The sequence below is a fragment of the Vibrio sp. 2433-A1 genome (assembly GCF_056726085.1).
The window spans coordinates 55,753-81,985 of sequence record NZ_JBRESC010000009.1; the positions used below are offsets into that span (position 1 = coordinate 55,753).

Here is a 26,233-nt window from a genome sequence, read left to right on the forward strand (position 1 = left end):
GTGAGCTACACTATTAGTACGGACGAGGAGGAGCTGCAATGAACAGATTAATGACACTTCTAATGGCAGGCTTAGCGATGATTACAGTGCATAGCTACGCGGAAGAAGAAGTTGACGAAGACAATAATCGAACCAAAACGACACCGAGCATTGAGGAAATGGATACAGATGGTGATGGGCTCATCTCTGCTGAAGAGTTCGCTGTGTTCCGCCTTGGCGTAGAAGGTGGGGTGGATGAAGACAGTGAAGAGGGAGAAACAGAGACGGAAAATGACAGCGGTTTAAGTGCATTTGCATCCTTTGATAAGGATAAAGATGGTTTTGTTACCGAAGAAGAGCTCGCGGCGCATGCGAAGTACTCTAATCCTGGTAACGGTACCGGTGAGTTAAAAACCAGTAAGCAAGAAGCACGCGAAGCGAAAGCAGCAAGTCGTACCGAAAGTAGTAGCTCAAGCAACCAAAGTAGCAGTAAAGGGAATAGTGGAAACAAAGGGAATAGCGGTAATAAAGGAAACAGTGGCAATCGTGGCGGAGGGAACAGCGGCGGAAGCAATAAAGGTGGCAAAGACAAATAGGCTAAGTAACAAAAAACGCGCTCTATTTGATAGGAGCGCGTTGGTTTTATAATAGCAGATTAATCAATCAGTCCGTATTCTTTACTTAGAATATCTACAATTTCTTGCTTTGGATTATCACTCAACTTGATTGGTTGGCCTGTGATTTTCTCTGCAATACCGATGTAGGTGCGTGAGATATCTTGAAGTGCTTCCAGAGGCAACGCATTGTCTCGTGCTAGTGCTTCCCGTTCATCCATACGTTCCTTGTTGAGCAAGATATCTGGGTCAGGGAAGTGGTTAAGCAAGAACTGACGGAAGCCTTCTTTTGAGTTTTCAACAATTTTGCCTGCTTCATACTCTTTCTCATCCCAAATACGCGATGAGTCTGGCGTACCGACTTCATCCATATAGATGAGTTTTTCGTTACCAGCTGCGTCATGCACGTAGCCAAACTCAAACTTGGTATCTACAAAGATTTGATCAACTTGCGCAAGCGCATCACTAATCACTACGAAGCCTTCACGAAGCAGCTTCTCGTACAATGCGATGTCTTCGGCTTTAGAAAAGTTAAATGAAGCAAAGTTATCTTCGATGTTTTGACGAGTAATGTTGACATCATCCGCTTCAGGTACACCAGGGATATTTTTCAAAATGCCCTTGGTAGAAGGAGTCATCAATAGTTCTGGAAGTGCTTTGTCTTTTTCTAATCCTTCAGGTAACTGAATACCACAAAATTCACGTTCGCCTTTCTCGTATGCGCGCCACATCGAACCGGTAATGTATTGACGACAAATTGCTTCGATCATGATTGGTTTGGCTTTTTGAACAATCCAAACGAACGGGTGAGGGATGTCTAGAATGTGGCTATCAGCAAGACCACTATCTTTAAATAGCTTAAACCAGTGGTTAGAGATAGCGTTGAGTGCAGCACCTTTACCCGGTACGCCTTTAAGGCCACCTTCAGCATGCCAAATACAATCAAATGCAGAGATACGATCACTGATCACCATGATAGCAAGCGGGGCGTCCGGTGCTACGTCGTAGCCTTTTTCTTTAATTAGGCGTTTGCTGTCTTCTTCTGTTAGCCAGTAAACAGAGCGAACTTTGCCACTGTGAACGGGTTTATCAGTACGAATTGGAAGATCATCATTTACGGCAAGAACTTGGTCAGCGAGACTCATCTAGACATTCCTATCTTAAAGCAACGTGGAAATTATCATTAGAGATAATGGATTTGAGTCGCATGATACCAGAACTATTTGTGGCTACCAGAGAAAAAGCAAACGTTTGCTTATTTTTTTGCTTATCGCTTAAAGTTCGCTTGATGATCAGCCAAAAAAGAAAACCCCCTCGCAGGGAGGGGGTAAAAGGCAGTGACTATCGTTGAGCTTGTTAGTGGTACTGGTTAACTCTGCCCTCAACGAAGAAGACTTCACACTGAAATTGTGCGGCTAAACTGCGTAGCAAACTTTGTTCAACAGCCGCGATATTGGTTGATGCGACTACAGCACTCGCATTACCTGATTGAATCGCTTTTTTGACAATCTCAAACTCACTCTGTGTATGAGAAGGTTTCATCTGAATGATTTTTTGGCAGCTAATATGCGACGCTGCAAACTGGTCGTAATTAGGGCGAGGGCACTCAGAGGTGAATAAAATCCACTGGCTCTGACCTGACAGTCCAGCGAGACGATGTAACGTAGAATGGTCAATGTTCATTGGCTGAGTCGGTTGAGCAAGAACATTAAACTTAGAGAATGCGCGAGCTGTGTGTTGTGCCTGAATCATAATAACTGTTCCTTTGTACATGCTGTATGTCTATACAGTAGTTATTTTTGCATTTATGATCAAGTGTTTTTTGGATGTTTTTTCATCGAAAACTTATGTGTGCGGGGATGGATTTGTTTGTAAGTTAATGATTTGTAATGTAAATTTACGTCTTGGTTCTGGCGTGGGAAATTGCGAGAAAAACAAGAAATGTGATAAGGCGCACGTGATTTTATACAGTGTTATACAGTTGTCCTGTACAACACTGTATGGAGAGGATGAGTAGGGTACTTAAAAGAAACGCTCTGGGTAATCGCTAAAGATGGCGTCTAACCCTTGTATATGTTGCAGAGAATTAGGGTTATTCACAGTATAACACCATACCTGATAGCCTTGCTGTTTAAGCTGTGAGATCTGTTTGGTGGTTACCCACTGATAGTTCAGGTTACAGCTAAATGCAGAGACCTCAGCCAATAGTTTTTTATTTGCAGGTTTTAAGCGTTCACAGAGCACCCCCAAACGAACTGAAGGTAGCATCTTATGTAGATGTCTGATGACGCGATGACTAAAACTAGATAGTACAAATTGATCTTCGCGAATCGGGGATGACTCTAAAGTTTGCTTCAGCAATTGACACACAGATTTAGCACAATGCTTATCGACTTTAATCTCGATGTTTAATTTTAATTGATTGCCTATGGCAAACTGCAAAAGCTCGTCGAGGGTTAAGAGTGTCTGGTGTTCGATGCCGTGCTTAAAGCGGGCAGCAAAATTCAGCTGCTTGAGTTGCTCTAGGGTAAGCTCATCTACTCTTCCGTTGCCATTAGAGCAACGGTCGATAGTGTGGTCGTGACAAACCACCAAATGGTTGTCTAATGTCGGTTGAACGTCGACTTCAACCCAATCTAGGCCAAGTGTTACAGCTTCTTGAATACTGGTTAACGTGTTTTCGGGAAAGCGTCCTGCTACGCCTCGGTGCCCAACAATAATCATAGTGAAATTCGATAGAATAGTCGTGCTACATAGAGTACCCCTAAATGAGAATTTTGAGTAGATAAGTCGTAGCTATTCGCTGATGAATCTGACACTATCGGCTCATAAATTATAAAATAATTACAATAAAGAGACTCGACTTTGAACGCTGAAAATAAAGCGGCTTGGATACTCGTTGCAACGACTGCATTGGCAGGACTTGGGTGGATTTTCTCAAAAGAAACCATTCAAGGGTTACCGCCTTTTGGTTTTGTCGGGTTGCGCTTTTTAGTTGCCTCAATCTGCTTATTCCCCTTCTGTTTTAAGCAAGTTCGTCTACTGACGCTTCAACGACTATCGCAGGTCGTCGGAGGAGGGATGATCCTTGCATTTGCGTTGCTTAGCTGGGTACATGCGATTTCGATCAGTAAAACCTTGGGTGAGGGGGCGTTCATCGTCAGCTTATCCATGATTTTCGTGCCAATCATTGCTTGGTTACTCTATAAAGAAAGACCTAAACGCGCGTTTTGGATTTCAATGCCTATCGCAGTCTGTGGCTTGGCGATGTTGTCTTTAACCGATGGCTGGAACAGTTCAGCAGGCCAGATATGGTTTTTAGCCAATGCTTGTCTACTTGCGCTTCATTTTAATGTGAACAGTAAACTGGCCCAAAAGATCCCGGTGCTCTTGCTGACGGCGATTCAGCTATGTGTTACCGGCGTTATTGCCTTAATAACTTCAGCAATATTTGAAACGATACCAACACACGTTGAAGCATCTATATGGGGGTGGTTTGCACTGAGTGCTTTGCTCGCAACCAGTTTAAGGTATGTGATGCAAACGCTAGGGCAGAAGGGGTGTAACCCAGGCAATGCTGCTCTTATCATGCTGCTTGAACCTATTTGGACCGTCATTTTAAGCATCCTTTGGTATGGGGAGCAGCTTTCCAGAAATAAATTGATTGGTTGTAGCTTGATCTTGTTGGCGCTTATTTTTTACCGCACTGACGGTAAGCTACTGAAATTCGTCAAACGACCAGAACCACAATAAACCTTGTTCACATATTAGAGTGATTACTCTTTCTAAAGCAGTATCACCTTGTTATCGTTTTTGTAAATTAAATGTTAACAGGGTGAGCTGTGAAACTTCATGCCATTGACGGATATATCCAAACCATCTATCTAGCGGAGTACTCCGACAAGTTAATGCTTCTTGATGGAGCTTCCCGAGCAGACATTTCATACATCGAACAATTCATCACCCATGAGTTGCAGCGGCCGTTTTCGGATTTGTCAGTAGTGGTTGTTACTCATATGCACCCGGACCACGCAGGCGCTGCTCATAAGCTTAGAAGTCTAACTGGCTGCAAGATTGTCTCAGCGAAGCGAGATTCTCACTGGTATGGAGGAGTTGACGGTTTTGTCATGCACTTAACTGATATAGCCCTCGCTTGTTGGGTTGCTAACAGAAAAAGAAAGCCAAAGCGAAATTTGTGGTATTCACGTAAGTTACGCCCGGATATTCAGTTGTCGGACGGTCAATGCATCCCTGATTTCGAAGACTGGAAAGTAATAGAAACGCCGGGGCACACCGACCGTGACTTATCACTTCATCATGAAAAGCAGAGCATCCTTTACGTCGCAGATCTGATGGTTGAGGTAAAAAAGCAGCTTGTTTCACCATTTCCTGTCTTTCATCCTAATCAATACAAAGCATCCATTAAGCGCGTATATAACCTTGAACCTGATGTATTGTTAGTGGCTCATGGTGGAAAAGTGCAGTTTACCAGCGAGGTGTTTCAGCATTTACTCAGTACAGCACCACGCACGCCAAGCACTCATTGGAGAGCAACAAAAGTTAAACTACGCAGTCTGCTAGGAGCAGTAATGTGGCGAAAGCTAATGATCAAAAACAAATAACGGTCAGTTAGGCTGGAGATTCTATCGTTTCTTGATTGTGTTTACTGTGCTTCAAGATTAGAATGCGAACCTTTTTCAATTGTACTGTTATTCTCATGTCCAGAGTGCTAGTTGTCGATGACGATATTGAATTGTGTGAACTTCTTACAGATGTGTTGCAAGCCGAAGGCTATCAGGTAGATAGTGTCCATTGTGGCGAAAGTGCACTTCAGTTTATAGAAAAGATCTCAGTAGACTTAGTGTTGCTTGATGTGATGCTACCTAAACTGAATGGTATGCAAGTTGCGCGTAAAATTTGCCAACGCTTTGCGACACCAATCCTTATGCTAACTGCACTCAATGATGAAGCTTCAATATTAGATGGTTACCAATCGGGCGCTGATCAATACATCGCTAAGCCGTTTAAAGTGCCCGAGTTGTTGACCCGAATTAAGGCGATTTTTCGTCGCGTCGGTCTGGAAAAGCAAAGACATTCCTATCAGCTGGATAAAGATGGTATTGCCTCTCAAATACCAAGCTTACCTCTTACTGGGACAGAATCAGACCTACTTAGCTATTTGGTAAGCCGAGAAAATATGGTGATCTCAAAAGCTGAGCTACAAATCGAAGTGCTAAAGAAAGAGTTGAGTCCTTTCGATCGTAATCTCGATATGCACATTAGCAATTTACGTCGTAAGTTTATTGAAGCCGGATTATCAAAGCAGCACATCAAAACAGTTCGCGGCAAAGGTTATAGCTTTGTCGGTAGTGCAGGGCACTAAACCATGTTCAAGTCGCTTTATCCCTCTGCGATAGTGAAGAGGAAAGACTCTCTTTTCTTTCAACTGTTTAGTTACATGTCAGCGGTTATCGTTTGCATCGTGCTTTTGCAGGCACTTGCAGAGCAAGCTTTGGTTTCGGCGGTACTAAAAGTACCACCGCAAGTTAAGCAGAAAATAGAAGCGCTTGCCGAGCAAGCCAATGTGTTGATCGAAGAGGGAGATATGGATGAGCTTGCGGACTGGGGCAATGCACAGCCATACTACTTATTTGTGCTTGATACGCAAAACCAACCGCTGTCCCACCGACAAATGCATCCACATTTTGAGTTTAAGCTGCGCTTTCTACGAGAGCTTAACGGTCCATTAAATGATCGAGTTAGTAAGCCTTTAATTGGTGTCAGGTTGGTGCAAGGTAATACTCTCGTTGTTCAACTTCCTAGTGAGCTGCATCCAGCTCATCGTTTTATCGTCTATTTTGCGATAAGCAAAGTGGTTATTGTGATTGCGATGTTGGCGCTGTTTTCGCTGATACTCGCCCGAAAGCTGCAAAAGCCATTAAACCGTCTGCGTGAGGCGAGTCGCCGTCTAGCGTCGGGGGATTTTTCCGTAAATGTCGTCTCGGAGCTGAATTCTAAGACCACCGAGTTTAATGATCTCGCGCGTGACTTTGACAATATGACCCAAGAGATTCACGCGTTAGCAGAGAGACAAAAACAGCTGATTCGGGATGTTTCCCATGAGTTGAGAACGCCTCTGGCCAGACAGAATTTAGCGCTTCATTTGCTGCGTACTAAGGCATCTGATATCAGTTTGCCATTAGTTGAACGGTTAGAGAAAGAAGTGGATGAAATGGATGGATTGGTCGGAGAAATACTCGAATTTAGCCGTATTGAAAATGCGCGCTATGAATCGAATTTGCGTCCGACATGCCTTGAAGGCGTTGTGAGTAATCAAGTTGAGCAAAGTAAGCTACAGTTAGGCGTCGCGCAGAACATCGTCGTTAACATGGGTGATGGTGTGCCTATAGTCATTACTGATGAGCGTTTAGTCATGCGTTGCTTAACTAACTTAATCTCCAATGCAATCAAGTATGCAGGGCCTCAAGCAATCATTGAAGTCTCCCTTTATGTTTTACCGATCGAGCTTGAGCAAAAGGTAGTGATTGAAGTTGTCGATAATGGTCCGGGTATTGCCCTTAACCAATTAAGTGAGATTTTCAGGCCATTCACGCGTCTAGAGTCTGCACGTGACAAACAACGTGGGGGATATGGGCTTGGTCTCGCAATTGTCAAAGAATCCATGAAGTTAGTTGGCGGTGATGTGAAGGCGTCCAATTGTACTCACGGTGGGTTAAGAATTGAGCTGCAATTTCCATGTGACAAGGCTTGAAAAAAACAGAACCAAGATCTAGTTATCAATTTAGTCAGTACCGGTAGATTGAACTATAGTTTATCTAGTGTTAGTGGCTTATTCGTTGGAACTGATGATTGCGAGTGGACTCACTCGTAGTTTCTGGTGAAGGACACTTTAGGGACTAGTGATATTGGCTGAAGCATCGGCCAAGGGGGCTATGGACATGCGTCAGTACCCAAACCGAATTCATAATCAACGAGGTTTGACCTTGGTGGTTATGACGATGAGCATGGTTATGTTTATAACGATAGCTGCGCTCTCTATAGATGTTTCTCACTTTGTGGTTAATAAAACGCGCCTGCAAAATGCCGTCGATACCATCGCTTTGGCCGGGGCTACGGTTGCTAATCGAACCAATGAGAAAAGTGATACCGATACCGCGATTATCGAATCCTACAAGAAAGTAATTGAATCCCCCGGCAATGATGAAATTGAATTAACAGGCACTGATGATGGCAATGGCCTCAATCTCCTCTCTATCGAATATTCGGATTCTCCAAATAGTGGTTTTTCGACTACTTTCCCAGCCTCTCCTGATATGGTTTATGTACGAGTTGAAGTTTCAGAGGTTGGCCTCAATGAATTTTTACTCGATCTTTTGGGCATGGAAAAAAAAGTATCAGCAAGCGCAGTTGCTGGCCCTGTTTACGTGGATGGAACCTCTAATATTTTGCCGATTGGTATGTGTGAAGGCAGTGAAACTGGTCCTTCAGGCTACGAAGTCGCCAAAGCTTACGAGATTAAGTCCGGCAGCCAATCAGATGATCCAGATGGTCTTGGGGCGGGTAATTATCACTTACTTGATATTGGTAGCGGTAAGTCTTCGGTCAGTGACGCTCTGGTTGGTAAAAATACCGTAGTGGTCACAGTAGAAGATACCATTGACTCTGAAACTGGTAACGCCGTTGGTGCAACGGAAGATATTGATAGCCGCTTTGAGGGTGCGACGCTCGATGGTGTCTATTACCCATCAGATCTGGTAATCACAGAGCCTGATACCGCAATCACTACCGATAATATTGCAGACTACAACGACTCTACTGCGCCTGATAAATGGACTTATAACGAGTATGTAGAACAGACCAAAGCGTGTTTAGACGATTCCGATTGTAAATCAGCGGGTGGTGCTGCTTGGAGACGTGTTTTACCAGTGCCAATATTAGACTGTGATTCGGCATCTAAGTCTGGAGGTAAAATAGAGTTTACCGTAACCAGCATTGGCTGCTTCTTTATGCTGCAACGTTATGATTCTTCGCAGGAATCTGGTAAGAAAGGCCAGCAAAGTATTTTTGGTGAATTTATTGAACAATGCTCTGTTATTGAAGGAGGGGTTTCCGACACAGATACTGGTGTAACGCGAATAGTTCTTTACAAAGATCCTTCCTCTGTTGGAGGAGGTTCATGATGTTGCGTAAACAAAAGGGTCTGGCGGCGGTAGAACTGATCATTGGTTTGCCTATATTGTTGCTACTGCTTGTCGCTGTCGTGGAAGTAGCACGAGTATTTGTTGAGATGAATACGCTGAACAAGGCCGTTAGGGTAGGGGCGAGGTATGCTTCTACCTTGAGTCAAATGTCGGGCTGTGGACCAATAATTAACGCGCAAAATGATGTAAAACAATTTGTTGTCTATGGAACATTGAAAACAGGTGCCTCGGCTTTGATTGATAACTTGACTACCACTAACGTCACGGTGAGTTGTGAAAATAATCAATTTGTCACTGTATCTGCAAACTATACATTTGAGCCTCTTTTCTCAGCGACAATTCCCAATACAGAATTTTCACTAGCTGTGCCTATGAACGCAGCAACAGTGGCGAGGTTGGATCAATGAAAAAAGTAAAAGGCATTACCATCATTGAATTCACTGTCATGTCATCATTTCTTATGATGATCATGTTGGCGATCGCTTCCATTGGCTATTTTATGTTTTCAATGCAGGCGGTGAGTGAGTCGGTGCGTGCAGCGGCTAGAATGGCGGCAGTTTGTGAAATAAACGATACGGGTATAAAAACCTTTATTGCCAGCACAAGTTATATTTCATCTGTAGGAGAGGCCAACATTACTATCGAGTATCTCGACGAAGAGAGCAATGTGCTAACGACGCCTGTTGTTGAAGATGTTCGATTTGTCAGAGCGAGAGCTACCGATTTGAACTATCGTTTTGTCGCGTTACTTTCATTTATCGGTGAGAGTGGCGTTCTACCAATGCCGAGCTTTGAAACCACTATCCCAAGTGAGAGTCTAGGCCAAGTACCCAACGACACTGATACCGACTGCTAACTCTTCTTTTTACCCCACCTTTTTACTAACTAAATTCATATCAAAGTAAATTTTGTAAATTTAATGCAAATGATATTGGTTATCACTTATATTTCACTTCGTTATAAATAACTAAGCAAAGCACATTCGCTTTGTATATAAAGAAACGGAGAGATTTATGTTCACTAAGAGTCAGTTAGCACTCGTGATTGGTGTTGTATTAGCGACTCCTGCAGTGGTTGCGGAAACGGTTAAAACAGATGAGCACATGGTCGTAGAAGGGCGCGATTACGGTTATAAAGCCGATACCAATGCCACTGCTATGCGAATGGAAGCGACTCAGCTGGAAACCCCGGGACAAATTGCAGTTATCGATGAGCAAATCATTGATGAGCAGCGCGCAAGTACTCTTGGTGACGTGTTAAAAAATGATGCGAGTGTGAGTGCTGGTGGTACAAGCCGTAACCGTGAACGTTTCTCACTACGTGGCTTTGAAGTACAAAGCTCATCAGGTTTCCTACGTGACGGGCATCAACACTGGTCTCACTACCGTCAGCCGGTAGAGCTTCTAGAACGTGTAGAAGTTGTGAAGGGGCCATCAGGTCTGCTTTACGGTGTGTCAGCGCCAGGTGGCCTTATTAATATGGTCACTAAAAAGCCAACTTACGAAACTCAAGTCAACGTTAGCCAAGATGTGGGTTCAAACGATCACTCACGTACCATGGTTGATGTGAGTGGCGTGCTAAACGATGATGAAACGTTACGTGCTCGCACGATTATTTCTAAAGAGAGCTACAGCTCTTGGAGAACATACGGTGACGGTTCTAAGCCTCAAACTGAGCGACTTGTTGGTGGTCTGTTCGTTGATTACGATGTTTCTGATGATGTAACGGTATCGGTTCATTATGATAAAACTAATGACAAAGGCAGCGTAGATTCTGGTGCCGTTTATACACTCGATGGCCAATTAGTAGGTAACAAAGATCATATCTGGGATGCTCAGTGGTCTGAAATTGAGAATGACGTAGAGAACGTTGGTTTTAATGTAAACGCTCAGCTAACGGACGTTTGGTCTCTAAATACAGGCTTTAATTACCAAGACTTCGAGCGTATTGATATAGAGAGCTACCCAAGTTTTGCCAATCTAAATCCTGATGGGACAGGCACGGTTACGCAAGGTGGAAATTATCGTCATGACAAATGGCGCTTTAGAACGGGTTATTTGGACTTAGCTGCAGACACTAGCTTTGCTGGAATGAATCATAAGATCTTACTAGGTGGTAACTGGTTGGGTTACAGCTACGAGCGTGGTATGGATAGTTTCAATAAAGGTGAATATGTGCCAAATGAAACTGTACCAGTGCAAATTCCAGGAGCAACTAGCTTAGCACCGAATGGGCGTTACGATACTTGGGGTTTTTATGCACAAGATCTAGTGACGATTAATGAACAGTGGCAATTGCTAACTGGCTTGCGTTTCGACCGTAAAGTTCAAGACGGTGTTGCTGAAGAAAACCTTGCTCCAAAACTAGGTGTAATTTATCACCCTGCGGATAATGGCAGTGTTTACGTTACTTACTCTGAAAGCTTCGAGCCGCAGGGCCAAGTAACCAGTGGTAGCCGCACTTACATTAATGAAGGTGAGCTACTTGATGCTGCTATTGGTAAAGCATACGAGGTAGGAACAAAATGGGAGCTGCTAAATAACCGCCTATTTGTTTCAGGTGCATTATTCGACATTACGCAAGAGAACATTGAACTAGATGTAGAAGATGCTGCGTCAGGCGATTATGTTGTGACACAAGGTGGTCAGCAAGAGCACCGTGGTGCAGAATTGTCGGCACAAGGTTTTGTGACAGAGAAATTCTCATTATCTGGTTCTGCTATGTATCTTGATGCGGAAATCAAAAACCATGAAACATACGCAGGTAATCGACCTGTGGATGTTCCGGAATTTGCAGCAAGCGTTTGGTCTACTTATGCGGCGACAAACGAAATGGATGTTAACCTTGGTGTAATCTACGAAGGTTCACGTTACGGAGACGAAGCGAATACCTTCAAGAAAGACGCATATACACGTGTCGATATGGGTCTGGCGTACACATACAAATATGATGCAGATCTAGACATGGTTGCGCGCCTAACAGTAGAGAATCTGTTCGATACAGATTATCTAGCAGGCGGTGGCTCTACGTCGAACAAGCACCAATACGCAGAAGATGTAGTGATTGGTGAGGGTCGTAACTACATGGCGACACTTCAAATCAAATACTAAAGAGCGTGTTAGTGTTCTAGAAACAAAAAAGGGAAAGACTTAGTCTTTCTCTTTTTTTGTATAATTTGCAAGTATGATTGCAATTTATCGCAATCAGCTTATATTGTTCGATCATAAATGAGATTGGTTCTCACTTGTATTTAGTAAGTAAATAATACCCAATATGAATATATTAAAATCCAGCATAGCATTGCTTGTGGCTACATACTCTTCAGGAGTACTAGCAACAAGCTTAGATACAGCGCAAAGCATTCAAAGTAAAACCAACTCGGCTTCTGCCTCAAGTCAGCAACGTATCGACAGTAGTGCTGAAACTTCACTTACGCTTAAAGCTGAGATTGAGCAACTTCAAGAAGAAGTGAAGAATCTTGAAGTCTATAAGAACCATTTGTCTGCTTTAGTGATGAGCCAAGAGCAAGAAATGACGAGTTTTCGTGGTCAGATTGAAGAGATCAAACAAACACGTCAGGGTGTTGTACCTCTGATGTATCAAATGATTGATGGCCTGAAAGCGATTGTCGCTGAAGATGCGCCAATTCGCCTCATTCAACGTCAAGAACGAATTGCAAAACTGGATAAGATGATGGTTCGTGCTGATATTAGTGATGCAGAAAAATATCGTCGCATTCTAGAAGCCTACCAGATCGAGTTGGATTACGGCACCAAACTAGGTTTATACCAAGGCCAAATTGACGTCGCTGGTGAAACGCTAGAAACAGATATCTTGTATTTAGGTCGCTTATCTTTAGTTGCGCGCAGTTTAAATGGTTCAACATTTTGGTCTTGGGACAAAACGCAAAACCAGTGGGTGAGTGTTGATCCATCGATGCAGTCTGAGCTCGACAAAGCATTCAGTATTGCTGCGAAACAAGCAGCGCCAAGTCTGATTACCTTACCTGTATCACTCACTGTTGCGGAGGCGAAATAATGAAACGCACATTTATGGCCTCACTTATCGTACTAGCGGTGACATCCTTTAATGTTTCTGCTAATGAAATGACTGTGAATGCTCAAGCTGACTCAAAAGCTCAGGCGCAGCATAACCAAATACGCGAGTCTGGTTTTAAGCAGATGGAAAAGCAGCTAGCGATCCTTAAAGCAGAGCTAGTGAAACAACGCCAAGCGCTTCAAACTGCCAATGACAAATTAGCGGCACAGTTTAGCACCAACGAAGATGAGCTTGCGCGCTTAGAAGAAAGCCTTCGATTAGAAACGGGCAGCTTAGGTGAAGTGTTTGGTGTTGTACGTCAAAATGCTAAAGAATTAGAGTCAGAACTTAAATATTCAGTGACTGGTGCTGGCGACCAAACGTATACGCACGTTGTCGAAGAGATTGCGGCGGCAACTAAGCTGCCATCGATGCCTCAACTAACCGGTTTATGGAAAGCACTTGAAGAGCAAATTAAAGCGTCTGGTGAATTGGCGCAGACACAAATCCAACTGGTTGATGGCGATGGCAAGCAACGCGCACAATCAGTGGCAAGACTTGGCTCATTTGGATTAATTGGTGAGCAGGGCTACTTGAACTGGAACGGTACGAAGCAGACTGCCACGGCTTATCAAAAGCAACCAGAGCAAGGCCCAGTAGTAACGGGACTTGATGAGTTACGTTCTGGCTCAATTCAAAACCTTGTTGTTGATCCTTCACGCGGAGTGATGCTTGCTCAACTGGCGCTGTCACCAACGTTAATGGATAGGCTCCAAGCTGGTGGTGTTGTCGGCAAAATTATCCTCGTATTATTGTTGATTGGCCTCATCATTGCGGTTGTGCGCGGTGTGAGCTTATCAATCGCTCGTCAAAAGATCCGTCGTCAACTTAAGACACCAGCTAAGCCTGGGGACAATCCACTTGGTCGCGTGTTAGCGGTATACAGCAAAGAGAAGAAGCAAAGTGTTGAAGCGTTGGAGTTAAGATTACTTGAGGCCGTGGTTGATGAGCAAACGGGTCTTGAGAAAGGTTTATCAATGCTCAAACTTCTCGCCGCTCTTGCGCCAATGCTGGGCCTACTCGGTACCGTGACGGGTATGATTGAAACCTTCCAGGTTATCACTCAGTTTGGTAATGGTGACCCTAAAGTGATGGCTGGTGGTATTTCTATGGCCTTGGTAACAACCGTTCTTGGTCTTATTGCCGCGATGCCGCTGCTTTTAGCTCATAACATCCTAAGCTCTCAGGCGGAATCAATTCGTCATATTCTTGAAAAGCAAGGAATTGGACTGGTTGCAGAACAAGCTGAAAAAGAGATGGATGCCAAAGTGACAACTCTAGGGAATGCGGCGTAATGGAAGCAATATTCACACGGCTTCCCGAAGTGATAGCGTCGATGCCTTGGGTGTTGTCTCTTCAAGCTTTTATGCAGCAGGGTGGGCAGGTGCTTTGGTGGTTACTACTGGTTGTTTGTGTCTGCTGGGTACTCATCCTTGAACGAGTCGTATATCTATGGGTTCAGTTTCCCAAGCAGCGTAAGCAGTGGGTGGGTGCATGGCTTAGCCGCTCAGACCATCATTCATGGCACGCTCGCTCGATCAGAGAAGGTTGGCTATCTCAAGCGCATTTATCGTTAACTCATAACCTTAACATCATCAAGGTATTGGTGGCGATTTGCCCAATGCTAGGCCTATTAGGCACGGTAACAGGGATGATCTCTGTGTTTGATGTGATGGCGAGTCAAGGTAGTAGCAATCCAAAACTTATGGCATCAGGCATCTCTTTGGCGACCTTACCAACAATGGCAGGTATGGTTGCGGCGCTAACCGGCATGTTTTTCCATGCGCGATTAGTCAAGGTGTGTCACAGACAAGAAATTAAACTAGAAAAATCATTAAGGAGTCAACGATGAGACTCGGTCGCAGCCAACCAAAACAAGAAGAAGCGCAAATTGACCTGACTTCAATGCTTGATATCGTCTTTATTATGCTGATTTTCTTTATCGTCACCAGCTCATTTGTTCGAGAGTCTGGTGTTGAAGTCAATCGACCTACTGCGTCTAATGTCGTCAGCCAAAAAGAAGCGGGTATCTTTGTTGCGGTGACATCAGCCAACGATATTTACATCGATAAGCGCATGGTGGATGTAGAACGCGTTCAGGCAACCTTAGAGCATTTGTTACTTGATAAGCCGGATGCGTCATTAGTGATTCAAGCTGATGAGCACGCGTACAGTGGTACTGTGGTTAAAGTTATGGATGCGGCGAAGGGAGCTGGGGTGAAGAATATTGCCCTAGCTGCGGAGAAGATTTAGTGAAGAGACTGCTAATTGTACTCCCCTTAGCATTTGTCTGTGCGGTGTCGATCTTTACCTTTATGGCTTGGATGGTTGATGGTGGTCATCAGCGAGCGCCGCAAGCAACGGAATCACTGAGTTTTAATATGGTGATGGTTGAAAATGATCAGGATGTTCAAAGACGCCAGCGTACAGTGCCAAAGCAGCCAAAAGTACCTGAAGTTCCTGAGCAAATGCCAACTTCACAGGCAGAGATAAAACTCACAGAAGTGTCGCCAATGTCTCAGTCATCTCTTGGGCTAAATACGGCAATTGACGGCTTGGCTATTAGCGCACCGACGTTTGGTGATTTTGGTGTTAATCAACAAGCCATACCTCTTTATCGTGCCGAGCCTCGTTATCCTGCTAAGGCATTAAAACGCGGCGCAGAAGGGTATGTGATCATGAGTTTTACTATCGACCCAACGGGTAGACCGACGAATATTGAAGTGGTTGATGCAAAGCCAAAACACATGTTTGAGCGAGAAGCGATTCGGGCACTCAAAAAATGGAAATATCAGCCGAAAGTCATTGATGGTGCGGCAATCGCTCAAGTTGGCCAAACGGTAAAATTGGAGTTTAAGTTAGCCCAATGATTAAGAGAGTAACTACATTAGCCTGCTTATTTGTTTCTGTTTCTTCATTAGGTCAAGAGCTAAGTGAGTATACGGCAGTGCGAGTTCAAAAGGCTCATGAGCTAGCACAGGATGACAAAGTGAAACAGGCTATCGCTTCATTGAAAGAGATAGAGACAGACCGTAAGTACGATAGCGCTTTTGTTGCGCGTATGCTAGGGGTATTCTATTGGCAAGAGGGTCAAATAAAACCCGCCATCAACCAGTTAAAAATAGCGGTATCAAGCGGCTTATTGCAAGACGATCAGGCGTGGATAACCGAACGTATGCTGGCGGATCTTTATCTAAACGATCAGCAGTTTAAACTTGCACTTAGCCACTACTATACATTGGTCAAGTCGGTTCCAGAGACGCAAAAAGCGGATGATTTGTGGCTGCGCATCGCCCAATCTCATTACCAGATTGAGCAATGGAGTAATGTGATTACTGCGACGAATCGTTATCTTAAAACCAGCCCTAAAGAACGTTTACAGCCCTTGTCTTTAAAACTGGGTTCTCAACTGCAATTAGAGCGATGGACACAAGCGATTCCTACCTTAGAGCAACTTATCGTATTACAGCCAGATAAGCTTAACTGGTGGCGTCAGCTTGTCGGTTTGCAGCTTAGAGTAGGTAACAGTAAAGCAGCGCTTGATACGTTATCTTTGGCCAAATTGAATGGGCTTGAACTCAGTCAAAAAGATCTTCACTTATTGGCGCAGTTATATGCCAAGCGGGGGATACCAGAGCGGGCTGCAGTTCAAATCGCTCAATTAGATAACGCAACCACGGATGTGAAGTTGCTATCTGAACAAGCATCATACTGGCAAGTAGCAAAAGAGTGGGATAAAGCGATCAGCGTCTGGAAACTTGCTGCGCAAATGAATGCCAAGTACCACTGGAATGTCGCTCAACTTATGCTCCAGCAAGGTTACTATAAAGAGTCCTTGCGTGTACTGGATAAAGTGAAAGGTAAAGAGGCGGATGTTGCTTTGGCAAAAACGCGTGCGTTCTATAAATTGAATCAGTTAGAGCAGGCACTGATTGAGGCGAAAAAAGCCAACAGTACAGAGCCTTCAAGTCAAGCCGAGAGTTGGATTACTTACCTAACCCAACGCCGTCAAGCTCAAGCAGTGACGGGTTAACGAAAAGAGGGAAGCATTTAGCTTCCCTCTTTGTATAGCACTGTTATCACTTTAAATCACAGCATATATATTCAGCCCGCCATAACAGCTTTTGCGAAGACTTCATGTTTGTAAGTAGCTCTTGCCCCGACATTTGAGGAAAAGCGTGCAGTACCGTGACTTCTTCACTTTCAGCCTGTTTTTGATAAGCCCTGACGTGTGTAAATGTGCTAGATAAATTGTTGGATAGCATAGACTTAGATAAGCAAATGCCAAATACGTCCCGTTTCATCGCCTTTCCCTTTCAATATTGGCGAGCACTTATATAGTCATTATTGTGTAAATGCTAACGCCAGTTTTTCCGTAAAACGATCTGCTTAATGTGCTTAATAATTATACAAAACAAACGACGGGATCGTGCAAGAAATAACCTAAAATTCATGTGATCTAAATCAACTATTCTATTGGTTTTATATCGAGCTTTCTCTATCAATCAAAATTAATGTACGCGGTGAGACGCAAGCAATCGAATATTGATACTGAGAATGATTTATTTTTGTCGTCATCACAGTTTGAACCATGATAATTCATAGAAGTGTTAGCCAGATGTTATCTTGTTGGCCTATCAAGGAGTTGTTATGAAATGGAGTCGTATCAGCTTTCGTAAACGAATGCTGATTATCATGACACTGTCTGGCCTAATAGAACTTCTACTATTAGTCGCAGCGGGATTCGTCTATATCAAGTATGCCCAAGAAGATGAAATGGGTCATAAAGCACTTGGCGTTGCTTCCTTTCTGGCCAAGTCTCCTTATGTTATCGAGATGATTGAGTATGGTGTCACAGAAGAGAGCCAACAGCGCTATCGTAACCTGACAACATTGATTGGTGCGGCATTCATCGTAATCGGTGACCACGAAGGAATCCGGCTAGTTCACCCACTTGATGAGCGTATCGGTAAGCCGATGAAAGGCGGTGACAATAATCGTGCATTAGTCGACGGTGAGGCCTATATATCTATTGCCAAGGGCTCTTTAGGCTATTCTGTACGAGGAAAGTCGGCGGTATTCAATGACCAAGGCGAGATCATTGGTGTGGTCTCGGTCGGTTACTTAATTGATCGGCTCCAGGATAGAATCGAACCGTTTTTAACGTATTTAATTGTGATGGCATTGCTAGTGGTTGCTGCTAATGCGCTTGTCTCTAGCTACGCTTCACGGAAATTTCAACGCGCTATCTTAGGTTTTGAACCAGAAGAAATTGGCCGACTATATGTTGAGCTCGACGTAACCTTGGAAACCCTCAAAGAGGGGATCATTTCTATTGATGATAAAGGCAAGTTACGTTCAATTAATAAGAGTGCTTGCCAGATTTTGGGTTTAGTGAAGGCCGATAGTATTGATAAACCTCTGAGTGAAATACTACCCGATAGCGATTTGCAATCAGTGCTACAAACCGCTCGTACGGACCATGACATCAACCTCTATTTGAATCAAAAGCGTCTGATCGCCAACCGAAGCCCGATTATTGTTGAAGGCAAAGTTGTCGGTGCGGTATCGAGTTTCCGTCTTAGAGATGATCTGACAGAACTGACCGAGCAGTTGGCGAAAACCAAAGAGTATGCAGAGATGCTGCGCTCACAAACCCATGAGCATCGAAACAAGCTCAATACCATTAGCGGTATGGTGCAAATGGGCGAACTTGAAGCCGTGCAATATTTGATAGGTCAGGAAACCGCTCACTACCAAGCGCTGATAGAGTTTTTACGCGAAACGATCAAAGAGCCACTTATTGCGGGCATGCTGCTAGGTAAAACTGAGCGTGCACGCGAACTTGGTTTAAGTTTGGTCGTGGAAGAGGGATCGAGATTAGAGCCTTTACCGAGTCGACTTAACCCAGAAGACTTAGTGACAATTTTGGGTAACTTAATCGACAATGCGTTTGATGCAACACGCGATGCTTTGACTAAGGAATCACTATTAGCGCCCCATCGCCGAACGATAGAAGTTTCAATCAGTGATTTTGGTAATGAAGTGATCTTGGAAGTGATAGACCAAGGTTGTGGGTTACCAGATGATATGAGTGTTGAATCTCTGGTAAGACGAGGAGTATCCAGTAAAGACTCGGACACAAGAGGTGTCGGGCTATATTTAATTAATGAACTCGCGATTCGTTATCATGGTGAGTTGGAAATGGTAAATAACAAGGAACATGGAGCAAGGATGACAGTATACCTACCTAAGGAAGAGCTAAGATGAGTACCGTGACTCGGGTGATGATAATTGAGGACGATCTCGCCATTGCTCAGCTGCATCAGCGCTATCTAGAGCAAGTGGGTGGCTATGAAGTTATAGGTATTGCCACGACTAAGTTAGAAGCAAAACTTCAACTAGAAGTACTTGATCCTGACTTATTGCTTTTAGATGTGTATTTGCCCGATGGTACCGGCATTGAAATCCTGCATGACCTTCGTACAGACCACCTGAGCTGTGATGTTATTTTGATTACTGCAGCACGGGATGTGGAAACCTTACAACAGGCCATGCGTGGTGGTGTGGTTGATTACCTATTAAAACCGGTGGTATTTCCTCGCTTAGAAGCAGCGTTGAAAAAATATGTGCTACAAAAACAGCAACTTAATCATGCTGATGGATTAGATCAAAATATCGTCGACAAAATGCTTCAGGCTTCAACGCTCAACGAGACGCCAAAGAATAGGTTGCCAAAAGGAATCGACGCAGTAACTTTAGATAAGATAAAAGCGTTATTTGATGAGTCGGTAATGATGACGGCAGATGAGGCTGGAGAATTAATTGGCGCGAGCCGCACAACAGCACGCCGTTATCTAGAGTACTTAATTAGTACGGGAGAGCTAGAAGCCGACCTGAACTACGGGACAGTTGGCAGACCTGAGCGCACCTATCAAAAGGCACATTAAAACGTAATGCTTTAGTGCTAGTTTCTAGACGTAAATGAAAACGACCTCTACATTATAATTAGGATCATAAGAGATTTCATAGAGGTCGTGTATGCGACTCGTTATCTACACTATATTTAGTATTTTCGTCATGGTAAGCCCAGTGCGCGGCACGCAAATAAATGAGCTTACTTATCTGACAGAGCAATACCCGCCTTATAACTTTGAGCAAAACGGTGCTCTACAAGGGATTGCCGTAGACCTATTGCAGGCAGTGGGCGAGCAATCACAAAGCCCTATCACACTCGCACACATTCAGTTACAGCCATGGCCTAGGGCCTATCGAACGACACTGATTAAGCCTAACACTGTCCTATTTTCAACCACACGAACGCCGTTACGTGAGCATATCTTCCATTGGGCGGGACCAATCAGCCCAACAAGAATTGTTGTGTTAGCAAAACGCTCAAGGAATATAGAGATTAACCATGTGATGGCCCTTGCACAGTATCGAATTGGTGTTATTCGGGATGATGTCGGTGAACAATTATTGCTAGAGCTCGGCGTTCCCCGTGACTCGATGGTCGAAAGCTCTGTACCCGATGCCCTGGCAGACCAACTGACTAAAGAGCGCATCGATCTGTGGGCTTACGAGGAAAATGTCGCCAAATGGTGGATTAAAAAAGCGGGCTACGATACCGAAGAATATGAAGTGGTTTATGTTCTACGCGAAGGTGAGCTCTATTTTGCCTTCAACCTGGAAGTCGACAGTACACTAATACTTCACTTTCAGAATGCCCTGAACGACTTGAAGCGTGTTCCTGAAAGTGGAATCAGCCACTATCATCAGATTCTCAACGAATACCGTTAAGGCATGAGTATGAAATTATGGATATACATCGCTGTTGTTTTGTCGCTATCTTCGCAGTGTGTCGCCAAGGAATCATTAACGTTAACTTTGGCTTCTCAAATTGACGGTGGGCATCAGTTTTATCACGAGTTGTTGTATGAAGCCTTGACTAAATCAGGGCACCAGGTACGCATTGAGATACCCAGTGAGCATATTCCTCAAAAGCGGGTCATTAAGATGGTACAAGGGGACAAGTTAAGCATGACTTGGCTATTAAGCACGCCAGCAAGGGATGACCGCTATGTTTCCGTTGATGTCCCATTAACCAATGGATTAATTGGTAAAAGGGTGTTGCTGATCCCGCCAGAACTGCAAGCGAAATTTGATGAAATTGATACCATTGACGAATTAAGGGATTCTAAATTGGTTGCTGGTATGGGCGTAAATTGGTTCGATGTCGATGTATGGAATAATAATCAGCTCAGTGTATACCTAGAAGATGGTGAATGGAGAAGTTTGTACAATAAGCTGAGTGTTGACGGTGAGGTAAATTATTTCCCAAGAGGTATGAATGAGATTAGCGCAGAAGCAAAATTGAATCGTCACTTAGCAATAGAACAACGTTTACTATTGGTTTATGAAAAAGACTTTAAGTTCTATTTGTCGCCAAGCATGGCTCAATACAAAACGATTATTGAATCTGCATTAATACAAGCTAAAAAGGATGGTCTGATTGATCACCTTGTTGATAAGTATTGGGGTGCCAGTTACGAAACCCTAAATCCCACTGAGCGTGTTGTAATAAAATTGGCGTTACCGAATCAAGAATCTCAAAAACACTAACATTATGTTGCTCTTCGCGTATAAACTCTAATAATCAGTATATGAGCTTGCTAAAGGGTTGATTTTACACAGATGGAAAGTGTTTTTATTGTCGTAGTGATTTTAGTGGTGTTCTTTGTCATCGTACAAAAGCGCTACTTGAAACAAGATGAGCTGAAAGATAGCAGTTATAAAAAGAAAGGGCCGTTACTCAATGCTCAAGAATCGGCGTTCTATAATGCACTAACGGCGGCGGTTGGCCAGCATGGCGTTGTCATGACTAAGGTTAACTTGACCAGTGTACTTACTCCTTTGGCAACGGATAAAAAGCAGTGGTTTATTGCTAACAACCGCATTGCTAAAAGCTACTTTGATTATGTTGTTTGCGATCCAAGAACATTAGAAGTTCGAGTGGCTATCGAACTCGACAATGGTAAAGAGCTGAGCAAAGGCAAGGTTGATCGTCAAAAGTTGCTTATTCATGTTTGTAAGTCAGCAGGTATCCCTTTAATTGGCACCAACATTAAGCACAGCTATCAAGTGAGCCGACTACGTAGGTTACTTGCGGCACATATCGATTTGATTGAGTCAGACAAAGAGGTGCGCTTTTGTAAGCGCTGTGGTAGTCCGATGACGATTAAAGTGGCGAGCCAGGGTGAGCATAAAGGGCGTCGTTTCTTTACCTGTAGTCGACAGCCACACTGTACTTATACAGAAAACTATAATGTCGTATTTGACGAAGAGGGCTAAATGCCCTCTTTTGCTATTGCAGGAGAGAGCTGAGCATCATATATACGCTGAACATTCATCTTGATTGCACACCATGACTTGATTTCGACCATTACTCTTCGCTTTATAGAGCTCTTTATCTGCTTCACGCAACACATCTTCTAAACATTTATAATGATCACATTGATAGATACCAATGCTTGCAGTGAGCTTGATTGGATTGTCTTTATCATTGAAGGTGTATTGCTCGATTCCAATCCTGATTGTCTCTGCCTTATACATAGCTTGTTTTACTTCAGTGTTATGTAACGCAATACAAAACTCTTCACCTCCAATTCGATACACCAAGTGTTCATCGCAAAAACTGTCGATGAGTGCTGCTGTTTGTACCAAGACTCGATCGCCAGCGTCGTGACCGTGTTTATCGTTGACGCTTTTGAAATAATCCAAATCCAAAATTAGTAGAGACAGCGGAACCTTGGCACTTTCACTGCGGTAACGTTCAAAGTTATGGATCAATGCATGCCTGTTATAGACACCTGTCAGTGCATCTCGAGAGGCCAACTGGCCCAATGAAGTCTCTGATGTTTTTCTTTTCACTTCCAATATATGTGAAGCAAGCCAAATGCACAGGTAAGCGAGTGAGAAATTAACTGATAACTCAGCAAAGTTTAGCGTGCCGTCACTGTATGTTTTATGCATAACCAGTATGGCGACAATCGTGATACCCACGCCAGAAGATATAAAGCCATATCGACGCCCCAATATGAGGTAGAACAATACTGGAAACAGTAGGCTCCAAATAAAGCTGCCATGTTCAATCGGATGGATAAAAGTCGCAAGAGAAACGACCCCTATAAGGGTATAGACAAAGCTATTAGCAATAGGAAGTGAAGTGTCACCTTTGTAACTGGTATAAGCAACGTATATAGAAAATAGACCAGCGGCAACTTGGATTGCTGCGAGTAACTCATACTCGCCATGGAAAATGTTTAGGTAAGAGATCACGAAGGCCAAAAATGCTAATGCGATGCTAAGCCAAAACAACACAGCTCTGCGCAGTTGCCGAGTAGGGGTGAATATGTCTAGCTCCATGACGTGACCTTTGCAACCATATGCCTTAATGTGAATATCGGACTATAGTATTATGTTCAGTTTTAGAATCAAGGCAATATCTGGACCAAGATCACATAATTACTACCTGAAGTATACGTAACTGAAAACTGTAACCGGTTGTCAGAAACGAAACGTTAACGTGTTGTTGGACTTATTGAGGTGTAATCAAGTTACAGGAAAAGGGAGGTTATTTTGTGCTCATACCCCTTTAGGGTAGTTTAATTCTGTAATTGATTTACATCATGTATTGATTTTCTTTCATAATTAACAATTGGCTCAAATAAAAAACCTAACCCTTAGGAAGTACTATGAGCAAGTTGAAGCTAGTTGTTATCGGTAACGGTATGGTAGGTCACCGTTACATTGAAGACCTAGTTGAGAAGACGGACACGTCTCAATATGAGATCACTGTTTTCTGTGAAGAACCTCGTGTCGCTTATGATCGAGTCCACCTTTCGTCTTACTTTTCTCATCACACAGCTGATGAACTTTCTTTAGTCAAAGAAGGCTTCTACGAGAAACACGGCATCAACATGCTAATCGGTGAACGTGCAATTAACGTTAACCGTGACAAACACATTGTTTACTCAAGTTCTGGTCGCGAAATCAAATATGACAAACTGATCATGGCGACGGGGTCTTTCCCATTCGTTCCTCCAATAAAAGGGCGCGAGAGCAAAGATTGCTTTGTCTACCGTACTATTGAAGATCTAAAAGCAATCGAAGCTTGTGCGAAAAAGAGCAAAGTAGGCGTGGTAATTGGTGGTGGTCTACTTGGCTTAGAAGCGGCTGGTGCACTGAAAGCGTTAGGTGTTGAAACGCACGTGATTGAGTTTGCACCAAAACTAATGGCTGAGCAGTTAGATCAAGCGGGTGGTAACCAACTTCGTCAAAAAATCGAGAGTATGGGCGTAAAAGTTCATACTAGCAAAAACACGCTAGAAATCGCTCCTGAGGGTAAAGATGCACGTAACGTTATGCGTTTTGCTGATGGTACAGAGTTAGAAACTGACTTTATCGTTTTCTCTGCGGGTATTCGACCTCAAGACAAACTTGCTCGTGACATGAACTTGGACGTCGCACCACGCGGTGGTATCGCAATAAACGATTTCTGTCAGACTTCAGATGAAAACATTTACGCGATTGGTGAGTGTGCATCGTGGAATGAAACCTTCTACGGCCTAGTGGCACCGGGTTACAAAATGGCGACAGTGGCTGTAGACCACATCGTTGGTAACGACAGCAAGTTTGAAGGTGCTGATATGTCAGCAAAACTTAAGCTTCTTGGCGTAAAAGTTGGTTCTATTGGTGATGCTAACGGTCGCACTCCGGGTTGTAAGAGCTACGTTTACCAAAACGACGAACAAGAAGTTTACAAACGCCTAATCGTTTCTGAAGACAACAAGAAGCTTCTTGGTGCTGTAATGGTGGGTGATACTTCTGATTATGGTGACCTTCTACAGCTTATGCTGAACGAAATTGACCTACCGGAGCACCCTGATGCGCTGATCTTACCTGCCCACGCTGGTGGCGAAAAACCAACGCTAGGCGCAGACTCTCTGCCTGACTCTGCGGTTATCTGTTCATGTTTTGATGTGACTAAAGGCAAAATTGCAGAAGCGGTTGCACAAGGTCATCACACAATTGGTGATATCAAAGCCGCGACGGGTGCCGGCACCGGTTGTGGTGGTTGTATCCCTCTTGTGACTTCTGTTCTTAACGCTGAGCTTGAAAAAGCAGGTGTTGAAGTGAAGAACGACGTATGTGAGCACTTTGCTTACTCTCGTCAAGAGTTATTCCACCTAGTACGTATCGGTGAAATCAAGTCGTTCGAAGAGCTACTAGAGAAACACGGCACTGGCTACGGCTGTGAAGTATGTAAGCCGTTAGCAGGCTCTATTCTTGCTTCATGCTGGGGTGACCACATCCTTAAACCGTCACTGGTTAAGCTGCATGACACAAATGATAACTTCTTAGGAAACATGCAAAAAGATGGTACTTACTCAGTTATCCCTCGTATGGCGGGTGGTGAAGTAACGCCTCAAGCACTATCAGTTCTTGCTGAAGTTGCGGCTGAATACAACCTTTACACTAAGATCACTGGTGCACAGCGTATCGGTCTATTTGGTGCTCAAAAAGACGATCTTCCAGCAATTTGGAAGAAGTTAATTGCGGTAGGTTACGAAACTGGCCAAGCGTATGCAAAAGCACTACGTATGGCCAAGACTTGTGTGGGTTCGACTTGGTGTCGCTACGGCGTTCAAGACTCTGTCGGCTTAGGCGTTATGATCGAGAACCGCTACAAAGGTATTCGTACTCCTCATAAGATGAAGTTTGGTGTGTCAGGCTGTACTCGTGAGTGTGCAGAAGCGCAGGGTAAAGACCTTGGTATCATCGCGACAGACGCGGGCTGGAACATGTACGTGTGTGGTAACGGCGGTATGAAGCCTCGCCACGCAACACTACTGGCCGGTGACCTAGACCAAGAAACACTGATCAAGTACATCGACCGTTTCATGATGTTCTACATCCGCACAGCAGCACCACTCCAACGTACTTCTGTATGGTTTGAGAATCTTGAAGGTGGCATCGACTACCTACGTGAGGTGATTATTGAAGATAAGCTTGGCATCAATGAGCAGCTAGAAGCTGACGTTGCGAAGCTAGTTGAAGAGTATCGCTGTGAGTGGACTGACACGATTAACGATGAGACTCAGCTTAAGCGTTTTGCACATTTCGTTAACTCTGACGAGCGTGATGACAATGTCATGTTTGTTACTGATGGACGTGAGCAACACCGTCCGGCGACATTTACTGAAAAAAATCCTGAAGCGAAAGGCGACATCCTTCACGTAGAAATCGTGTAAGGGGAGA

Annotated in this window: 26 protein-coding genes; 21 read left to right on the forward strand and 5 right to left on the reverse strand. The window is 43.9% G+C overall.

The genetic code is table 11. The features are described from left to right. The first annotated feature begins 38 nt into the window (after nt 1-38). Nucleotides 39-575, forward strand: a complete 537-nt coding sequence (locus ACU01J_RS10900; RefSeq protein ID WP_481085733.1) for an EF-hand domain-containing protein — start codon at nt 39-41, stop codon at nt 573-575. Between the two features lie 59 nt (nt 576-634). On the opposite strand, the gene ACU01J_RS10905 is transcribed toward ACU01J_RS10900, so the two are convergent. From ACU01J_RS10905 to ACU01J_RS10915, 3 genes are all read right to left on the reverse strand, one after another. Then, nucleotides 635-1,738 (reverse strand): phosphoribosylaminoimidazolesuccinocarboxamide synthase, encoded by a 1,104-nt coding sequence (locus ACU01J_RS10905; protein WP_481085734.1) that lies wholly within the window; start codon nt 1,736-1,738, stop codon nt 635-637. A gap of 211 nt (nt 1,739-1,949) precedes the next feature. After that, a complete protein-coding gene (locus tag ACU01J_RS10910) occupies nt 1,950-2,345 on the reverse strand; it encodes a SulA-like leucine-rich domain-containing protein (RefSeq protein WP_481085735.1) in 396 nt (131 codons plus the stop codon). 270 nt (nt 2,346-2,615) lie between these two features. Next, nucleotides 2,616-3,317 carry a glycerophosphodiester phosphodiesterase gene (locus tag ACU01J_RS10915; RefSeq protein ID WP_481085736.1) on the reverse strand — a complete coding sequence of 234 codons (702 nt, stop codon included), beginning with the start codon at nt 3,315-3,317 and terminating at the stop codon, nt 2,616-2,618. Between the two features lie 141 nt (nt 3,318-3,458). Between ACU01J_RS10915 and ACU01J_RS10920 the strand changes: the two genes are divergently transcribed. From ACU01J_RS10920 to ACU01J_RS10985, 14 genes are all read left to right on the forward strand, one after another. Then, nucleotides 3,459-4,346 carry a DMT family transporter gene (locus ACU01J_RS10920; protein ID WP_481085737.1) on the forward strand — a complete coding sequence of 296 codons (888 nt, stop codon included), beginning with the start codon at nt 3,459-3,461 and terminating at the stop codon, nt 4,344-4,346. Between the two features lie 89 nt (nt 4,347-4,435). Beyond that, on the forward strand, nt 4,436-5,215 hold the full coding sequence (locus ACU01J_RS10925; protein ID WP_481085738.1) for an MBL fold metallo-hydrolase: 780 nt from the start codon (nt 4,436-4,438) through the stop codon (nt 5,213-5,215). 95 nt (nt 5,216-5,310) lie between these two features. Beyond that, a complete protein-coding gene (locus ACU01J_RS10930; RefSeq protein WP_481085739.1) occupies nt 5,311-5,976 on the forward strand; it encodes a response regulator transcription factor in 666 nt (221 codons plus the stop codon). 3 nt (nt 5,977-5,979) lie between these two features. Further along, nucleotides 5,980-7,365 (forward strand): histidine kinase sensor domain-containing protein, encoded by a 1,386-nt coding sequence (locus tag ACU01J_RS10935; protein WP_481085740.1) that lies wholly within the window; start codon nt 5,980-5,982, stop codon nt 7,363-7,365. Between the two features lie 187 nt (nt 7,366-7,552). Next, on the forward strand, nt 7,553-8,794 hold the full coding sequence (locus ACU01J_RS10940) for a TadE/TadG family type IV pilus assembly protein (RefSeq protein ID WP_481085741.1): 1,242 nt from the start codon (nt 7,553-7,555) through the stop codon (nt 8,792-8,794). Further along, on the forward strand, nt 8,791-9,222 hold the full coding sequence (locus ACU01J_RS10945; protein WP_481085742.1) for a TadE/TadG family type IV pilus assembly protein: 432 nt from the start codon (nt 8,791-8,793) through the stop codon (nt 9,220-9,222). The genes ACU01J_RS10940 and ACU01J_RS10945 overlap by 4 nt, the downstream gene beginning before the upstream one ends. Continuing rightward, complete coding sequence (locus ACU01J_RS10950; protein ID WP_481085743.1) at nt 9,219-9,671, forward strand: TadE/TadG family type IV pilus assembly protein; 453 nt, start codon at nt 9,219-9,221, stop codon at nt 9,669-9,671. The genes ACU01J_RS10945 and ACU01J_RS10950 overlap by 4 nt, the downstream gene beginning before the upstream one ends. 157 nt (nt 9,672-9,828) lie before the next feature. Then, nucleotides 9,829-11,925 carry a TonB-dependent siderophore receptor gene (locus ACU01J_RS10955; protein WP_481085744.1) on the forward strand — a complete coding sequence of 699 codons (2,097 nt, stop codon included), beginning with the start codon at nt 9,829-9,831 and terminating at the stop codon, nt 11,923-11,925. Between the two features lie 163 nt (nt 11,926-12,088). Next, entirely contained in the window at nt 12,089-12,853 is a 765-nt protein-coding gene (locus ACU01J_RS10960; protein ID WP_481085745.1) for a DUF3450 domain-containing protein, read from the forward strand. Further along, nucleotides 12,853-14,208 carry a MotA/TolQ/ExbB proton channel family protein gene (locus ACU01J_RS10965; RefSeq protein ID WP_481085746.1) on the forward strand — a complete coding sequence of 452 codons (1,356 nt, stop codon included), beginning with the start codon at nt 12,853-12,855 and terminating at the stop codon, nt 14,206-14,208. Before ACU01J_RS10960 ends, ACU01J_RS10965 begins: the two co-directional genes overlap by 1 nt. After that, the gene (locus ACU01J_RS10970; RefSeq protein ID WP_481085747.1) at nt 14,208-14,765 is read left to right on the forward strand and encodes a MotA/TolQ/ExbB proton channel family protein; all 558 of its coding nucleotides are present in this window, start codon (nt 14,208-14,210) and stop codon (nt 14,763-14,765) included. Before ACU01J_RS10965 ends, ACU01J_RS10970 begins: the two co-directional genes overlap by 1 nt. Further along, complete coding sequence (locus ACU01J_RS10975; RefSeq protein ID WP_481085748.1) at nt 14,762-15,166, forward strand: ExbD/TolR family protein; 405 nt, start codon at nt 14,762-14,764, stop codon at nt 15,164-15,166. The genes ACU01J_RS10970 and ACU01J_RS10975 overlap by 4 nt, the downstream gene beginning before the upstream one ends. Then, nucleotides 15,166-15,783: an energy transducer TonB gene (locus tag ACU01J_RS10980; RefSeq protein ID WP_481085749.1), complete on the forward strand. Its 618-nt coding sequence runs from the start codon at nt 15,166-15,168 to the stop codon at nt 15,781-15,783. Before ACU01J_RS10975 ends, ACU01J_RS10980 begins: the two co-directional genes overlap by 1 nt. Continuing rightward, nucleotides 15,780-16,946, forward strand: coding sequence for a tetratricopeptide repeat protein (locus tag ACU01J_RS10985; protein WP_481085750.1), 1,167 nt, complete (start codon nt 15,780-15,782; stop codon nt 16,944-16,946). The genes ACU01J_RS10980 and ACU01J_RS10985 overlap by 4 nt, the downstream gene beginning before the upstream one ends. 46 nt (nt 16,947-16,992) lie before the next feature. Here ACU01J_RS10985 and ACU01J_RS10990 read toward each other — a convergent pair whose 3' ends face one another. Beyond that, nucleotides 16,993-17,217, reverse strand: coding sequence for a hypothetical protein (locus tag ACU01J_RS10990; RefSeq protein WP_481085751.1), 225 nt, complete (start codon nt 17,215-17,217; stop codon nt 16,993-16,995). A gap of 346 nt (nt 17,218-17,563) precedes the next feature. Here ACU01J_RS10990 and ACU01J_RS10995 point away from each other — a divergent pair, with 346 nt between their 5' ends. The 5 genes from ACU01J_RS10995 to ACU01J_RS11015 all read left to right on the forward strand — a co-directional run bounded on the left by ACU01J_RS10995 (nt 17,564) and on the right by ACU01J_RS11015 (nt 22,264). Continuing rightward, complete coding sequence (locus ACU01J_RS10995; protein WP_481085752.1) at nt 17,564-19,183, forward strand: ATP-binding protein; 1,620 nt, start codon at nt 17,564-17,566, stop codon at nt 19,181-19,183. Further along, complete coding sequence (locus ACU01J_RS11000) at nt 19,180-19,863, forward strand: response regulator (RefSeq protein ID WP_481085753.1); 684 nt, start codon at nt 19,180-19,182, stop codon at nt 19,861-19,863. Before ACU01J_RS10995 ends, ACU01J_RS11000 begins: the two co-directional genes overlap by 4 nt. Nucleotides 19,864-19,954: 91 nt before the next feature. Then, nucleotides 19,955-20,713, forward strand: a complete 759-nt coding sequence (locus ACU01J_RS11005; RefSeq protein ID WP_481085754.1) for a substrate-binding periplasmic protein — start codon at nt 19,955-19,957, stop codon at nt 20,711-20,713. Between the two features lie 9 nt (nt 20,714-20,722). Then, nucleotides 20,723-21,535 carry a hypothetical protein gene (locus ACU01J_RS11010; protein WP_481085755.1) on the forward strand — a complete coding sequence of 271 codons (813 nt, stop codon included), beginning with the start codon at nt 20,723-20,725 and terminating at the stop codon, nt 21,533-21,535. A 72-nt stretch (nt 21,536-21,607) separates the two neighbouring features. Then, nucleotides 21,608-22,264, forward strand: a complete 657-nt coding sequence (locus ACU01J_RS11015; RefSeq protein ID WP_481085756.1) for a DUF2726 domain-containing protein — start codon at nt 21,608-21,610, stop codon at nt 22,262-22,264. A 36-nt stretch (nt 22,265-22,300) separates the two neighbouring features. On the opposite strand, the gene ACU01J_RS11020 is transcribed toward ACU01J_RS11015, so the two are convergent. After that, nucleotides 22,301-23,338, reverse strand: coding sequence for a GGDEF domain-containing protein (locus tag ACU01J_RS11020; protein WP_481085757.1), 1,038 nt, complete (start codon nt 23,336-23,338; stop codon nt 22,301-22,303). A 329-nt stretch (nt 23,339-23,667) separates the two neighbouring features. Here ACU01J_RS11020 and nirB point away from each other — a divergent pair, with 329 nt between their 5' ends. Next, nucleotides 23,668-26,226: a nitrite reductase large subunit NirB gene (gene nirB, locus ACU01J_RS11025; protein ID WP_481085758.1), complete on the forward strand. Its 2,559-nt coding sequence runs from the start codon at nt 23,668-23,670 to the stop codon at nt 26,224-26,226. The last annotated feature ends 7 nt before the right edge of the window (nt 26,227-26,233 follow it).